At 68.5% G+C, this 14,323-nt stretch carries 14 protein-coding genes; all 14 read left to right on the top strand.

All coding sequences use genetic code 11. The features are described from left to right. The 14 genes from fliI (at nucleotide 1) to M2165_RS05025 (ending at nucleotide 14,316) form a co-directional block, all read left to right on the top strand. Entirely contained in the window at nucleotides 1-1,440 is a 1,440-nt protein-coding gene (fliI, locus tag M2165_RS04960) for a flagellar protein export ATPase FliI (protein WP_280813569.1), read from the top strand. 10 nt (nucleotides 1,441-1,450) lie between these two features. Beyond that, the gene (fliJ, locus tag M2165_RS04965; protein ID WP_280813570.1) at nucleotides 1,451-1,906 is read left to right on the top strand and encodes a flagellar export protein FliJ; all 456 of its coding nucleotides are present in this window, start codon (nucleotides 1,451-1,453) and stop codon (nucleotides 1,904-1,906) included. Between the two features lie 17 nt (nucleotides 1,907-1,923). Then, complete coding sequence (locus M2165_RS04970) at nucleotides 1,924-3,291, top strand: flagellar hook-length control protein FliK (RefSeq protein WP_280813571.1); 1,368 nt, start codon at nucleotides 1,924-1,926, stop codon at nucleotides 3,289-3,291. Between the two features lie 104 nt (nucleotides 3,292-3,395). Beyond that, the gene (gene fliL, locus M2165_RS04975; protein WP_280813572.1) at nucleotides 3,396-3,899 is read left to right on the top strand and encodes a flagellar basal body-associated protein FliL; all 504 of its coding nucleotides are present in this window, start codon (nucleotides 3,396-3,398) and stop codon (nucleotides 3,897-3,899) included. A 25-nt stretch (nucleotides 3,900-3,924) separates the two neighbouring features. Further along, complete coding sequence (gene fliM / locus M2165_RS04980; protein ID WP_280813573.1) at nucleotides 3,925-4,926, top strand: flagellar motor switch protein FliM; 1,002 nt, start codon at nucleotides 3,925-3,927, stop codon at nucleotides 4,924-4,926. Then, a complete protein-coding gene (gene fliN, locus M2165_RS04985; protein WP_280813574.1) occupies nucleotides 4,919-5,392 on the top strand; it encodes a flagellar motor switch protein FliN in 474 nt (157 codons plus the stop codon). Before fliM ends, fliN begins: the two co-directional genes overlap by 8 nt. Next, nucleotides 5,389-5,892 (top strand): flagellar biosynthetic protein FliO, encoded by a 504-nt coding sequence (gene fliO, locus M2165_RS04990; RefSeq protein WP_280813575.1) that lies wholly within the window; start codon nucleotides 5,389-5,391, stop codon nucleotides 5,890-5,892. Before fliN ends, fliO begins: the two co-directional genes overlap by 4 nt. Nucleotides 5,893-5,933: 41 nt before the next feature. Then, complete coding sequence (fliP, locus tag M2165_RS04995; protein ID WP_280817473.1) at nucleotides 5,934-6,650, top strand: flagellar type III secretion system pore protein FliP; 717 nt, start codon at nucleotides 5,934-5,936, stop codon at nucleotides 6,648-6,650. 16 nt (nucleotides 6,651-6,666) lie between these two features. Next, nucleotides 6,667-6,936, top strand: a complete 270-nt coding sequence (gene fliQ, locus M2165_RS05000) for a flagellar biosynthesis protein FliQ (RefSeq protein ID WP_280813576.1) — start codon at nucleotides 6,667-6,669, stop codon at nucleotides 6,934-6,936. Further along, on the top strand, nucleotides 6,937-7,731 hold the full coding sequence (fliR, locus tag M2165_RS05005) for a flagellar biosynthetic protein FliR (protein WP_280813577.1): 795 nt from the start codon (nucleotides 6,937-6,939) through the stop codon (nucleotides 7,729-7,731). Between the two features lie 160 nt (nucleotides 7,732-7,891). Further along, on the top strand, nucleotides 7,892-10,552 hold the full coding sequence (gene tssI / locus M2165_RS05010) for a type VI secretion system tip protein TssI/VgrG (protein ID WP_280813578.1): 2,661 nt from the start codon (nucleotides 7,892-7,894) through the stop codon (nucleotides 10,550-10,552). After that, entirely contained in the window at nucleotides 10,552-12,387 is a 1,836-nt protein-coding gene (locus M2165_RS05015; RefSeq protein WP_280813579.1) for a hypothetical protein, read from the top strand. Before tssI ends, M2165_RS05015 begins: the two co-directional genes overlap by 1 nt. A gap of 18 nt (nucleotides 12,388-12,405) precedes the next feature. Beyond that, nucleotides 12,406-13,350: a T6SS immunity protein Tli4 family protein gene (locus M2165_RS05020; protein ID WP_280813580.1), complete on the top strand. Its 945-nt coding sequence runs from the start codon at nucleotides 12,406-12,408 to the stop codon at nucleotides 13,348-13,350. A gap of 12 nt (nucleotides 13,351-13,362) precedes the next feature. Next, the gene (locus M2165_RS05025) at nucleotides 13,363-14,316 is read left to right on the top strand and encodes a T6SS immunity protein Tli4 family protein (RefSeq protein WP_280813581.1); all 954 of its coding nucleotides are present in this window, start codon (nucleotides 13,363-13,365) and stop codon (nucleotides 14,314-14,316) included. The last annotated feature ends 7 nt before the right edge of the window (nucleotides 14,317-14,323 follow it).

Raw genomic sequence — 14,323 nt, forward strand, 5'->3', positions numbered from 1 at the left:
ATGCCAAGCGCCGCACGCACCGCCGCATCGCCGCCGCCCAATCCGCACCTCCAGGCCTGGCGCGCCACGCTCGCGCAGGCGCGCAGCGAGGTCGGCCAGTGCGCCAGCGTCGCGACCTCGGGCCGCCTGACCCGCGCCGTCGGCCTGGTGCTCGAAGCCGTGGGCCTGCAGCTGCCCGTGGGCAGCGACTGCCTGATCGAGCTGCCGCCCGGCTATGCGCAACGCCATGCCGAGGCCGAAGTGGTCGGCTTCGCGGGCGACCGCCTGTTCCTGATGCCGCAGAGCGAAGTGGCCGGCCTCGTGCCCGGCGCGCGCGTGTTCGCCCGCCCGGGCGCCGCGCAGCCCGCCGCCGGCGCGAACCCCGGCGAGGCGCATGCCAAGCGGCTGCCGGTGGGCGAAGGCATGCTCGGCCGCGTGGTCGATGCCGGTGGACGTCCGCTCGACGGGCTCGGGCCGCTCGACGTCGCGCGCAAGGTGCCGCTGTCGTCGCCGCCGATCAATCCGCTGACGCGCGCACCGATCGATTCGGTGCTCGACGTGGGCGTGCGCGCGATCAACGCGATGCTCACCGTCGGCCGCGGCCAGCGCATGGGCCTGTTCGCCGGCTCCGGCGTGGGCAAGAGCGTGCTGCTCGGCATGATGGCGCGCTACACCAGCGCCGAAGTCATCGTGGTCGGGCTGATCGGCGAGCGCGGCCGCGAAGTGAAGGAATTCATCGAGCACACGCTCGGCGAGGAAGGCCTGGCCCGCTCGGTGGTCGTGGCCGCGCCGGCCGACAACTCGCCGCTGCTGCGGCTGCAGGGTGCGGCCTATGCGACCTGCCTGGCCGAGTACTTCCGCGACCAGGGCCGCGACGTGCTGCTGATCATGGATTCGCTCACGCGCTATGCGATGGCGCAGCGCGAGATCGCGCTCGCCGTGGGCGAGCCGCCCGCCACCAAGGGCTATCCGCCCTCGGTCTTCGCCAAGCTGCCGGCACTCGTGGAGCGCGCGGGCAACGGCGCGCGCGACGCCAGCGGGCGCGGCGGCTCGATCACGGCCTTCTACACCGTGCTCTCCGAGGGCGACGACCAGCAGGACCCGATCGCCGACTCGGCGCGCGCCATCCTCGACGGCCACGTGGTGCTCTCACGCGCGCTGGCCGAGGCCGGCCACTACCCGGCCATCGACATCGAGGCCTCGATCAGCCGCGCGATGACCTCGCTGATCGAGCCCGCGCAGTTCGACACCGTGCGCCGCTTCAAGCAGACGCTCTCGCGCTACCAGCGCAACCGCGACCTCATCAGCGTCGGCGCCTATGCGGCCGGCCACGATCCGCAGCTGGACCAGGCGATCGCGCTCTACCCGCGCATCGAGTCCTTCCTGCAGCAGCCGATGCACGAGCGCTGCGCCTACGGCGAATCGATCGCCCGCATGAGCGCCATCTTCGACCCGACCTGAGAGACCCCTGATGCCGAACAAACTGCCCCTCGACACGCTGACCGACCTCGCGCGCGCCAAGACCGACGATGCCGCCCGCCAGCTCGGCGTGCTGCAGAACGCGCAGGTCAGCGCGCGCGAAAAGCTCGACCTGCTGCTGCAGTACCGCCAGGACTACAGCGAGCAGCTCCAGATCCTGATGCAGAACGGCCTGCCCTCCGCGCAGTGGCACAACTACCGCAACTTCCTCGCCACGCTCGACGGCGCGATCCAGCAGCAGCAGGCCATCGTGGCGCAGGCCGCGAGCCGGCTCGACCTGGGCCGCAGCGAATGGCAGCACCACAAGCGGCGGCTCAATTCCTTCGACGCGCTGGCCGAGCGGCTGCGCCGCCAGGAGCTCGCGGCCGGCGCACGGCGCGAGCAGCGCGACAGCGACGAGCGCGCGGCGCGCAAGTTCTTCGACCGCGCCTCCCCATCGACACCTTGACGACGAATCCCTTCGCCATGCCCACTTTCATCGCCCCTTCCTTCAGCGCGAACGCGGCGGCCTCCCCGGCCGCTGCCGGCAACGGCGCCGGCCCGCGCGGCCGCGGTGCCGAGGAGCCCGACGGCCGCAGCTTCAACGCGGTGCTGAACCGCTCGCGCCATGCGGACGGCAAGGCACCGCCGGCCGAGGACGCGTCCGCGACCGACACCATCGCGCGCCGCAAGCCCGGGCGCGGCGGCGACCGCCGCGACGAACTGCCGGCCGAGGCGCTGCCGCTGGCCTTCTTCGCGCCGCTGATCGCCAACGCGCCCGCCAGGCTGCCCGCGGCGGTCTCCGCCGATGCACCGGTCGCCGCGACCGGCCTGCCGCCGAACGGTGCCCCCATCGAGACGCTGGCCGCCGATGCGGCCGCAACGGCCACCAGCGAGACCAAGGCCGCCACCGCGCCCGAAGGCGAGGACGCCGCGAAGGCCGGCAGCGCGCAGGCCGCCGCCAATGGCGCCGCGCCCGAGACCGCGGCCGATGCCGGCACCGCCGCCGCCGTGCAGCGCGTGGCCGAGGCGCCGCTGCCCGCCACCCCCGCGGCCGGCGCGGGCCCCGATGCCACGGCCACCGCCGCAGCGCCCGCCGTCGATGGCGGCGCCGCGCCCGAGGCCGCCGTCGCCATCGCCGGCACGGCAGCTGCCGCACCCGCGGCCGCCGCTTCCGGCCACCCGCGCGACGCCCTTCTTTCCTCGGCCGACGATGCCGCCGCCGATGCCGAGCCGGCCGACACCGCCGCGCGCGGTGCCGAGCTGTCGACCTCATCGAGCGCCGCGCCGGCCACGCCGGCCGCCACCGCCGTGCTCGCATCGCATCCCTTCATGCCGGCCGCCGCCGCCCGGGCCAACGTGCCGCCGGCCTCGGTCCACGTGCCCACGCTCTCGGTGGAACCCTCGGTCGGCAGCGAGGCCTGGGGCAAGGCCATCGGCCAGCAGATGCTGCGCATGAGCGCCGCGGGCTACCAGGTGGCCGAACTGAACCTCAACCCCGCCGGCCTCGGGCCGCTGAAGGTGACGCTCTCGCTGGCCGACAACCAGGCGCAGGCGATGTTCGTCTCGGCGCATGAAAGCGTGCGCCGCGCGGTCGAGGCCGCGCTGCCGCAACTGCGCTCCAGCATGGCCGACAGCGGCATCAGCCTGGGCAATGCCTCGGTCGGCGCGGAGGCGCATCCCTCGCCCGGACAGGGCGGCGGCTTCGACCAGCAGCCGCAGCAGCGCCAGCAGCCCGGATCGCCGCGCCCGTTCGCTTCGCCGCAGGCCGTCGCCGCGGCCGATGCCGTGCAGTCCACGCCCGCCGCGGCGCCGCGCCGGTCCGCCGCCGGTGCCGTCGACACCTTCGCCTGAAGCGAACGCGGGATCTGAGGCCTTTTCCCGCGCTTGATCAGCCCTTCGCCCGCCGGTCACCTGGCGAAAAATAGTCCGAATCCGACTCGCTTCGCAGCTCCCATATGGCTACCAGTCCTTCCGTCGCAATTCCAACCGTTCCTCCCGCCGCCACCGGCCGATCGTCCAGGCTGGTGATCGTGCTCCTGAGCGTGGCGCTGGTCGCCGTGGTGGCCGCCGCCGGCGGCGGCTACTACCTGATGAACCAGCGCGAAGCCGCCGCGCCCGCCGCACCCGCCGCGGCGGTGCCCGAGAAGCCGATCTTCGTCACGCTCGAGCCGCTCACGGTCAACGTGCGCTCCGACGGCCGCCCGCGCTTCCTGCACGTGGGCATGGCGCTCAAGGTGCGCGACGAACAGACCAAGGCCCGCATCACCGAATTCATGCCCGAGGTGCGCAGCCGCCTGCTGCTGCTGCTGTCGAACCGGCCGCCCGAGTCGCTGGTGACCACCGAGGACAAGGCCCGGCTCGCCGAGGAGATCCGCTTCGAACTGAGCCGCCCGCTCGGCGCCGGCATTCCTCCGCAGGAGATCGCCAGCGTGTCCTTCAACACCTTCATGGTGCAGTAATCCTCTTTCCAAGAACCGGCGATCCATGGCCTATGAACAAGTGCTCTCCCAGGACGAGGTCGACGCGCTACTGCAAGGCGTCACCGGCGGCGGGAACGAGCAGAACGACGGCGCCGCGAAGAGCGCGGACGGCCTGCCCGTCTACGACCTCGGCGCACCCGACCGCGTGGTGCGCGGGCGCATGCATACGCTGGAGGTCATCAACGAGCGCTTCGCACGCCACCTGCGCAGCTCGCTGCTGAACTTCATGCGCCGCAGCGCCGACATCTCGGTCGGCCCGATCCACATCCAGCAGTACGGCGAGTTCGTGCGGCACCTGCCGGTGCCGGCCAACATCAACATGCTGCACATGAAGCCGCTGCGCGGCACCGCGCTCTTCGTGTTCGATCCGAAGCTGGTGTTCCTGGTGGTCGACAACCTGTTCGGCAGCGACGGCCGCTACCACGTGCGCGTGGAAGGCCGCGACTTCACGCGCACCGAGCAGCGCATCATCAAGCGCCTGCTGAACCTCACGCTGCAGTGCTACGCCGATGCCTGGCAGCCGGTGTTTCCGCTGAGCTTCGACTACGTGCGCGCCGAGATGCACGGCAAGCTCGCCAACATCGTCGCGCCCAACGAGGTGGTGATCAACACCACGCTGCAGATCGAGTTCGGCCCCGTGGGCGGCTTCCTGCACGTGTGCATCCCGTATTCGATGATCGAACCGATCCGCGACCTGCTCTCCAACCCGGTGCAGGACGAGATCGAGGTCGACAAGCGCTGGGTGCGCCAGATGTCGCAGCAGATGCAGAGCGCCGACGTCGAGCTCACCGCCGACTTCATCACGCTGCCCTCGACCATCGGCGAGGTGCTCAAGCTGCAGGCCGGCGATGTCCTGCCCATCGAGCTTCCCACGTCGATCGTTGCACGCGTCGACGGCATTCCGGTCATGGAATGCGGCTACGGCGTCTCGAACGAGCGCTACGCACTGCGCGTGCAGCAGATGATCTCCCACCAAGACAGCGATCCGAAGAACGACCATGACTGACAACACCTCTTCCACCAGCGACGCGGACGACTGGGCCAGCGCGCTGGCCGAACAGACCGCCGCCTCCTCGCCCGCACCTGCACCCGCACCCGCGCCCGCTCCGGCCCCCGCGCCGGCACGCGCACCCGCACCCGCGGCCGCACCGGCCGGCAGCCGCGTCTTCCAGCCGCTGCAGGCCGCCACGCCCGGCGCGGGCTCGCCCGTCGACGTGGAGCGCATCCTCGACGTGCCGGTGCAGCTCACGGCCGAACTCGGCCGCACGCGCATCACCATCAAGAGCCTGCTGCAGCTGTCGCAGGGTTCGGTGGTCGAGCTCGACGGCCTGGCCGGCCAGCCGCTCGACGTGCTGATCAACGGCTACCTGATCGCGCAGGGCGAGGTGGTGGTGGTGAACGAGAAGTACGGCATCCGCCTGACCGACATCGTCACCCCCTCCGAGCGCATGCAGAAGCTCGGTCGGTCATGAAGCCTTCCGCCAGACGCGGGCTGCGGCACGCGGCCGCATTGCTCGCGGCCGCCGCCTGGGGCGCCGCCGCACACGCGGCCCTGCCCACGGTGCCGACGCCGGTGGAGACGGCCGCCGCACCCGCGGTGGGCGCCTCCGGCCTGCTGCAGGCCGGCTTCGGCATGTTCGCGGTGCTCGGCCTGATCTTTCTCTGCGCCTGGGCGGCACGCCGCTTCGGCCTGCAGCGCCTGGGCGGCGGCCACCTGGTGAAGGTGGTGTCGAGCACCATGGTCGGCCAGCGCGAGCGCGTGGTGGTGGTCGAGGTCGGCGCCACCTGGCTGGTGCTGGGCGTCACGTCGAACCAGGTCAACACGCTGCATTCGCTGCCGGCGCAGGCTGCCGTCGCACCGGCCGCGGCCGGCACCGCCGAGGCGCGCGACCCGCGCATCGCGGGCGCGGCCAACCTGTTCGCGCAGAAGCTGCGCGAGTCCCTCGGACTCAGGGCGCAGCCGGGTCGATGATGGGCGCCGTTCCTTCCCGGCGCCTGCGCGGCGCCGTGCTGATGCTGCTCGCGCTCGCGCTGCCCGCGGCCGCGCTCGCGCAGGGCCTGCCCGGCGTCACCAGCACGCCCGGCCCCGGCGGCAGCCAGACCTGGTCGCTCAGCGTGCAGACGCTGGTGCTGCTGACCTCGCTCTCCTTCCTGCCGGCGCTGCTGCTCGCGATGACGAGCTTCACCCGCATCCTGATCGTGCTCGGCCTGCTGCGCACCGCCATCGGCACGCAGTCGTCGCCGCCGAACCAGATCCTCGTGGGCCTGTCGCTGTTCCTGACCTTCTTCGTGATGTCGCCGGTGTTCGACAAGGCCTACGACGAAGCCTACGTGCCGTTCTCGCAGAACAAGATCAGTGCCGAGAAGGCGCTCGAGAAAGGCATCGCGCCCTTCAAGTCCTTCATGCTCAAGCAGACGCGCGAGAACGACCTCGCCCTCTTCGCCCGGATCGCGAAGACGCCCGAGATGCAGGGCCCCGAGGACGTGCCGCTGCGCATCCTCCTGCCTTCGTTCGTCATCAGCGAACTGAAGACCGCGTTCCAGATCGGCTTCACCATCTTCATTCCGTTCCTGATCATCGACCTGGTGGTCGCGAGCGTGCTGATGTCGATGGGCATGATGATGGTGCCGCCTGCCTCCATCGCCTTGCCGTTCAAGCTCATGCTGTTCGTCATGGCCGACGGCTGGCAGCTGCTGATCGGCGCTCTCGCACAGAGCTTCTACCTCTAGAGGAATTCCGGAAAAAATGACGCCCGAATCCGTCATGTCGCTCGGCAGCCAGGCGATCCACGTCTCGCTGCTGCTCGGTGCGCCGATGCTGCTGGTCGCCCTGGTCGTGGGCCTGGTGATCAGCATCTTCCAGGCCGCCACGCAGATCAACGAAGCCACGCTGTCCTTCATTCCGAAGCTGCTGGCGGTGTTCGCCGTGCTCGTGATCGCGGGCCCGTGGATGCTCTCGCAGATGCTCGACTACATCCGCGTGCTGTTCTCGAGCATCCCCCAGCTCGTCGCCTGAATGCCTTCGATCCTCTCCGTCACTTCGGCGGAGCTGTCCGCGTGGCTGACGGCCTTTCTCTGGCCCTTCGTGCGCATGCTCGCGCTCGTGAGCACCGCGCCGGTGTTCGGCGAGCCCGGCGTCTCGCGCAACCTCAAGGTCGGGATCGCGCTGCTGCTCGCGGTCGCGATCGCGCCCACGCTGGCGCCGATGCCGAACGTGCCGGTCGTCTCGGCCGGCGGCGTGTGGATCGTGATCCAGCAGGTGCTGATCGGCGCCGCCATCGGCTTCACGATGCGCATGGTGTTCGCGGCCGTGCTCGCCGCGGGCGAATACATCGGCCTGCAGATGGGCCTGTCGTTCGCGTCCTTCTTCGATCCGATGGCCGGCGGCGCCACGATGGTGATCGCGCGCTTCATGCACATGCTCGCGATCCTGATCTTCCTCGCCCTGGACGGCCACCTGCTCATGGTCGCCGCGCTGGCCGAGAGCTTCCAGACCCTGCCCATCGCCGATGCACCGCTCGCGGCGCAGGGCTGGATGTTCCTGGTCAACGGCGGCGCGCAGATCTTTGCCAACGGCCTGATGCTGTCGCTGCCGCTCGTGACCGCGCTGCTCACGCTGAACCTCGCCATGGGCATCCTGAACCGCGCCTCGCCGCAGTTCAGCATCTTCGCGGTCGGCTTTCCGCTCACGCTGCTCGCGGGCATCGGCATGATGCAGCTGCTGCTGCCGCAGCTCGGGCCTTTTCTCGAACCGCGCTTCGGCGAGGCGCTGGGGAACATCCTGCGGCTGACCGAAGCGCTGCGGCCCTGACAGTTCCGCGCGGGCCTGCTCGCGCGGGTAAGCGCCGCAACTAGTTCTCGCTTTTCTCGGATTTTTCTGTCCACCGGCCGCTGGGCAACAATAGTTTGCAACTGCGCCCCGCTGGCCCAAGCCAGACTCGCGGCTCGATTCGCTCATCGAGGTCTGGCGCGTGTCTTCCATTTTCTCAACCGGTTCGCGAACCATCAGCGTCGACAGCGCCGCCATGCCCTCGCTGCTCGGCGTACCGGCGCTCGAATTCAAGTCGCTCCAAGGCACCGAGGCGCTCGGCGAGCTCTTCGAGTACACCGTGCGGCTGCAAACGCCCGACAACCCCCTGCTCACCGAATACCTCAGCGGCAACGTGCCCGTGAAGCAGCTGCTGGGCAAGGAGTTCGGCATCCGCATCGCGCTGGACGGCGCGGGCTCCGGCCTGCACGCACGCACCGGCGCCGGCACGCGCGAGATCAACGGCCTCGTCACCCGCACCCGCTTCGTGCAGCACGAGAACCGCCGCAGCATCTACGAGATCACCCTGCGGCCCTGGCTCGTGCTGGCCTGCCACACCAGCGACCACCGGATCTTCCAGAACAAGACCGCACTGCAGATCGTCGAGGAGGTGCTGGCCGACTACAGCTTCCCCACCGAGAAGAGAACCACCCGCACCTACCCCGTGCGGACCTTCCAGGTCCAGTACGGCGAGACCGACTTCGAGTTCATCACGCGGCTGATGCAGGAGTTCGGCCTCTACTACTTCTTCGAACACGGGGACGGCACCCACCGCCTGGTGCTCGTGGACGACGCCGGCGCCCACCGGCGCTTCCGGAGCGAGGCCTACCACACCATCCGCCACCACCCGCCGGGCCACAAGATCGACGAGGAATACTGCGACAGCTTCCACAGCACCGAGAGCCTCGCCTCCGGCCAATGGACGACCAGCGACTTCGACTTCACCCGCCCGCGCGCGCGGCTGGAGCAGGTCTGCAGGATGCCGCGCGACACCGGCCACAACGCGCAGGAGCTCTACCGCTGGCCGGGCGACTACAGCGAGCCCGAGGAAGGCCGCGACCTGGCGCGCACCCGCATGGAAGCCACCGGCGCGCCCGCGAGCCGCGGCCAGGGCGGCGGCAGCCTGCGCGGGGTGGTCACCGGCTGCACCTTCGCGCTCGCCGGCCACCCGCAGGACAGCGCCAACCGGGACTACCTCGTCATCGCCAGCAGCCTGCGGCTCCACGAGAACGCGCACGCGAGCGGCGGCGAGGATGCCTACCTGTGCCGCTGCGACTTCGAGGTCCAGCCCGCCGAGACCGTGTTCCGCTCGCCGCAGACGCAGCCCAAGCCGCGCACCATGGGCCCCCAGACCGCCATCGTCACCGGCCCGGCGGGCGAAGACCTCTGGACCGACGAGTACGGGCGCGTCAAGCTGAGCTTCCACTGGAACCGCTACTGCACCCGGGACGAGAACGCCTCCTGCTGGATCCGGGTGGCTTCGACGTGGGCGGGCACGCAGTTCGGCGGCATGCACGTGCCGCGCATCGGCCAGGAGGTGATCGTCGACTTCGAGAACGGCGATCCGGACCGCCCGATCGTGACGGGGCGGGTCTACAACCGGCTGAACATGCCGCCGCGGGAGCTGCCCGGGCAGGCGGGGCTGTCGGGGTTTCGCAGCAGCGAGCTGCACGCGGGGACCGGCGCGGGGGCCCGGGGCAACCACATGACGCTGGACGACCACCCGGGCAAGATCCAGGCGCAGCTCAAGAGCGACCACCTGAGCAGCAGCCTGAGCCTGGGGCACATCGGGCGCATCGAGGACACGGCGGGGCGCAAGGACGACCGGGGCCAGGGCGCGGAGCTGCGCACGGACGGCCACGGGGCGGTGCGCGCGGCGCGCGGGCTGCTCGTGAGCACCGAGGCGCGGGCCGATGCCCGGGCGCACATCACGGACATGGGCGAGACGGTCTTCCGGCTGGGCCAGGCGCAGGCGCTGCATGAGGCGACCAGCGGCCTGGCGCTCCAGGCCGGGGCGCACGAGGCGGGCGACCAGGATGCGGTGATGAAGGTGGTGGCGCGCCAGAACGCGGCGATCGAGGGCAAGTCCGGCGCAGGCGGTGCAAGCGGTGCACGAGGTGCGGGCGAATTCGCGGAGTTCGAGGAACCGCATCTGGTGCTGGCGAGCCCGTGCGGGATCCATGCGAGCACGGGCGGCTCGACGCACGTGGCGAGCACGCAGCACAACGCCTGGACGAGCGGGGGGCACACGAGCATCGGTGCGGGCGGGAGCCTGCTGGCGAGCGTGAAGGAGGCGGTGCGCCTGTTCGCGTACAAGGCGATCCGGCTGACGGCGGCGACGGCGGGCATCGACGTGGTGGCGCTGCAGCAGGGCATCCGGCTGCTCGCCAGGCTCGACATCAGGCTGGAGGCCGAACGCATCAGCATCACGGCCAAGGAGGAGATCCTGGTCAACGGCGCGGGGAGCTACTCGCGCTGGAACGCCTCGGGCATCGTGCACGGCACCCGCGGCATCTGGCGCCAGCATGCGGCAACGCACAGCATGACGGGACCCGACAGCCGGAACGCCGAAACCATGAACCGGGACATCAAGGCGCCGTTTGATCAGGAGGTGGTCTTTCACCACCGCGACGAGCAGAACACGCCCGCCGCCAGGCAGTCGTTCAAGCTCGTGCGCGGCGATGCGCCGGCGCCTCTTGCCGCCGGCTCTACGGGCAACTCCGGCTCGGCGACCGGCACCGACGGCACCACCCGCTTGCAGCGCTCCGACGGCCCCGAGATCTACAAGGTTCGCTGGACCGGAAAAAACAAGGGAGAAGTGTGATGGCGGTACAGGGAGAAGACGAAGACGCATGGCTGGACTTCAGCCTCGGCATCGGTGGTTTCGCAGAAGTGGCCGCCGTCACCACTCCGGTGGCGGACACCCGAAAGATCCACGTTCGCGTGCCGCCGGGCAAGCTCATTCCGATCGTGTTCCTGCCCGGCATCATGGGGAGCAACCTGCGCCTCTCGCGCGACAGACAGCGCCAATTGCGGCGCAGCGACAACCGCTCCTGGCGGCCGGACGACCTCGGCGACGCATTCGCCCGCCGCAACGACAGCGCCGCGCAGCGCCAGCTGCGGCTGGATCCGGACGAAGTCGAGGTCGACCGCTACAACGTCACCGACCACGGCGCCAGCCGCTTCGACGCCACCGGGGACGAGACCCTCAGCTCCGACCAGCGGCACGACAACGTGCCGCACAACCTCGGCAACGTCAGCAAGCTGCTCATGAGCGACCCCGTCGCCGACCCCAATCATCCCCTCGCCAGCAACCGCCAGAGCTTCACCGCCGCACAGAAGGCTCGCGCCCGCGGCTGGAGCGAAGTCATGTTCGGCTCCTACGGCGACATCCTCCAGCGCATGGAACGCCAGCTCAACGACATGCTGCAAGCCGAGGGGAACCAGATGAAGCCTTCCCCGGCCTGGGCGGCGGCGGGCCATTCCGAGGCCCTCGTCGGGCGCGACCCCGCGAGCTTCGGCGCCGAGCGCGGCGAGCCGCTGAGCGAAGCCGATCTCCAGAAGATCGGCGACTGCTGGTACCCCGTGCATGCCGTCGGCTACAACTGGCTCAAGAGCAACGGCGAAGAGGCCAAGGCCCTCGCGCCCAAGATCGACAAGCTCATTCAGACCTACAACGAGAACGGCTTCAATTGCCCGGGCGTCATTCTCGTCACCCACAGCATGGGCGGCATCCTCGCGCGCGCTCTCATCCATCCCGACTACGGCAAGCTCAAGAGCAAGGTGCTCGGCATCGTGCACGGCGTGATGCCCACCACCGGCGCGGCAGCGGCCTACAAGCGGCTTCGCGCCGGTTTCGAAGCCGGGGGGCTGTTCGACTTCCAAGCCAACATCGTGCAGCACGTGCTGGGAGAGACGGGAGAAAAGGTCACCGCGGTGCTCGCCAACGCGCAGGGCGGTCTGGAACTGCTGCCCGCAACGGCGTATGGCACACAGTGGCTGCAGGTGCAAGACCGCGGCGGCCGGTCGCTGATACGGCTGCCCCAGGCCGATGCGATGAACGAGATCTACACGCTCGGGCCGCAGAAGTGGTGGCGGTTGATCAATCCGGCTTGGATTGATCCGGCAGGGCAGGCGAGGATGCCAACAACGAATGGTGGAAAGGCCGAGGATCAGATCGGCTCAGAAGCAACAATGGAACGCGTCAGGGAAGCGATGAGATTCGCCGACAAGATCCAAGACACATTCCATGACCAAACCTACGCTCACTACGGTAACGATCCTCACCAGCTAGCATGGAACAACCTGATTTGGCGCGTTGTCGATGGCGACGCTGCCAAGGCGGGCAATCCGCTGTCATGGACGCTGATCAGCGAAGACGGAACGGGCACCTTGTGGGTGCAGGGGGCAAATAGAACGCAACTCGAACTCAGGCTCGAACGCCCCAACAGTTCCGCGGACGGCACCGTTCCCGTCCAGCGCAGCGCCGAACGGGTCCAGGCCAAGATCAAATTTGCCCAGACCGGCTACGACCATCAGGGCAGCTACAAGCACCCGGCCGCCACCGCTGCTACGTTGTACGGCATCGTGCGCATCGCCGCCGCCTACGACCCCGCTTGGTGGGCCAAGAAGGAATGGGACCATCCCCCGAAACAATGACAAGAAGGGAAACCGCCAATGAGCCGACGCATCGACAAACTATTCGAGCCCACCAAGCTGCTGTGCTTCGGGCGCTACGTGCTGACAGTACCCGTGGATTCGCGCCTCTCTTTCGGGCGCGACTTCCCGACACTGCCCAATCAGGCGAACGAGTTGGCCAAGATCATGGCCGCTGAGCGGGCAAAGATTCTGGCAGCAAACGACACAGCAGAAATTTCCTACTCAGGCAAAGGACCCGCTCCCAATATTTGGCTGATCCGTTCATATAAAAGCGTTTCGGCAAAAGAAGTGAAACTGGAAAGCTTTCGTATTTTCCATCTTGTAGGCCCCCATATTTTTGTGGACAGAAGAGGAACAGGCAACGGCGCGACCGAACGATCTATTCTTCTCGACATCCTTGAAACCGCGAAGAACTTGCGCTTGCGCGAGCCCGATGAAGTCCCCAAAGACCCGGGCCTGTGCCACGAATACGGATTCACCCGCGACGCGACCTACGCCAGCGCGTTGTCACAAGTCGGTCTGCACATCGCCGCCCTCCCCGACGTGGTTTTCAGCGTCGAAAGCAACCAGGCCGCCAGCACCCAAGGCAGCAATGGCGACGGCCTGCTCAAGCTCATCAACGACCGCAAGCGAGAAGCAGGCAGCCGCTACCCGCAGCTCACCACGTTGCGCGAGGGAAAGAAGAAGCTTCACGGCTGGGACGGCGAAGAATCCCTTGTGCGCTACCCCGACGGTCACCACGACTTCGAGTGGATGTTCATCGGCGAGACCGGCAACGTGGCACGACCGGCCCTGATCGACGTGACGATGCGCACCAAGGTGGCTGCCGATCGCGTGGGCGCGGCGGCCGCCTCTTCACTCACCGATGAAGAGGCCATCGAGCTCTGGGACCGGCTGCTCGAAGGCTTCAAGTTCCGCGTGGCGGTGCCGGGGGCGCCGCCCGAGGCGGTTGCGATCAAGTAGCAAGAAGCCGCAATGACGAGCCGTATCGACAAACTGTTCGAGCACACCAAGCTGCTGTGCTTCGGGCGCTATGTGCTGACAGTACCCGTGGATTCGCGCCTCTCTTTTGGGCGCGACTTTCCGACATTGCCCAATCAGGCGAAGGATCTGGACAAGATCATGGGGGCCGAGCGGGCAAAGATTCTGGCGGAAGACAAGACGGCCGAGATCACCTATTTCGGCAAAGGTCCTGCACCAAACGTGTGGTTGATTCGTTCCTATGGGGACAAGTATGCAAAGGAATTGGAGTTAGAAGGCTTTCGCGTGTACTACGTCGTTGGACCGCACATCTTTGAAGGCGGGGACGCGACCTCCAAAAGCTACAAGACCACTCCCGACTCCATCCTCAAGAAAACCACCGAGGTCGCGAAAAATCTTCGCCTGCGCGAGCCAGACGAAGTTCCCACCGAGCAAGGGCTCTGCCATGAGTACGGCTTTCGACGACTCGATGGCTCCTTGGGAAACACTCTTTCCCAAATCGGCCTGCACATCGCCGCCCTCCCCGACGTAGTCTTCAGCGTCGAAAGCAACCAGGCCGCCAGCACTCAAGGCAGCAACGGCGACGGCCTGCTCAAGCTCATCAACGACCGCAAGCGCGGCGCCGGCAGCCGCTACCCACAGCTCACCACGTTGCGCGAGGGAAAGAAGAAGCTTCACGGCTGGGACGGCGAAGAGTCTCTCGTGCGCTACCCCGACGGTCACCACGACTTCGAGTGGATGTTCATCGGCGAAACCGGGAACGTGGCACGGCCGGCCCTGATCGACGTGACGATGCGCACCAAGGTGGCTGCCGATCGCGTGGGCGCGGCAGAAGCCTCTTCGCTCAACGACGAAGAGGCCATCGAGCTCTGGGAACGCCTGCTCGAAGGCTTCAAGTTCCGCGTGGCGGTACCGGGGGCGCCGCCCGAGGCGGTTGCGATCAAGTAGCAAGAAG

Source organism: Variovorax sp. TBS-050B (assembly GCF_029893635.1).
Classification (GTDB): Bacteria; Pseudomonadota; Gammaproteobacteria; order Burkholderiales; family Burkholderiaceae_C; genus Variovorax.

What these genes read in the sequence shown, in the direction of transcription:
- fliL (WP_280813572.1), top strand. Translation starts at nt 3,396, where the DNA reads ATGGCTACCAGTCCTTCCGTCGCAATTCCAACCGTTCCTCCCGCCGCC.
- fliR (WP_280813577.1), top strand. Translation starts at nt 6,937, where the DNA reads ATGCCTTCGATCCTCTCCGTCACTTCGGCGGAGCTGTCCGCGTGGCTG.
- M2165_RS05015 (WP_280813579.1), top strand. Translation starts at nt 10,552, where the DNA reads ATGGCGGTACAGGGAGAAGACGAAGACGCATGGCTGGACTTCAGCCTC.
- M2165_RS05020 (WP_280813580.1), top strand. Translation starts at nt 12,406, where the DNA reads ATGAGCCGACGCATCGACAAACTATTCGAGCCCACCAAGCTGCTGTGC.
- fliP (WP_280817473.1), top strand. Translation starts at nt 5,934, where the DNA reads ATGCTGCTCGCGCTCGCGCTGCCCGCGGCCGCGCTCGCGCAGGGCCTG.
- fliI (WP_280813569.1), top strand. Translation starts at nt 1, where the DNA reads ATGCCAAGCGCCGCACGCACCGCCGCATCGCCGCCGCCCAATCCGCAC.
- fliM (WP_280813573.1), top strand. Translation starts at nt 3,925, where the DNA reads ATGGCCTATGAACAAGTGCTCTCCCAGGACGAGGTCGACGCGCTACTG.
- M2165_RS05025 (WP_280813581.1), top strand. Translation starts at nt 13,363, where the DNA reads ATGACGAGCCGTATCGACAAACTGTTCGAGCACACCAAGCTGCTGTGC.
- fliO (WP_280813575.1), top strand. Translation starts at nt 5,389, where the DNA reads ATGAAGCCTTCCGCCAGACGCGGGCTGCGGCACGCGGCCGCATTGCTC.
- fliQ (WP_280813576.1), top strand. Translation starts at nt 6,667, where the DNA reads ATGACGCCCGAATCCGTCATGTCGCTCGGCAGCCAGGCGATCCACGTC.
- fliJ (WP_280813570.1), top strand. Translation starts at nt 1,451, where the DNA reads ATGCCGAACAAACTGCCCCTCGACACGCTGACCGACCTCGCGCGCGCC.
- fliN (WP_280813574.1), top strand. Translation starts at nt 4,919, where the DNA reads ATGACTGACAACACCTCTTCCACCAGCGACGCGGACGACTGGGCCAGC.
- M2165_RS04970 (WP_280813571.1), top strand. Translation starts at nt 1,924, where the DNA reads ATGCCCACTTTCATCGCCCCTTCCTTCAGCGCGAACGCGGCGGCCTCC.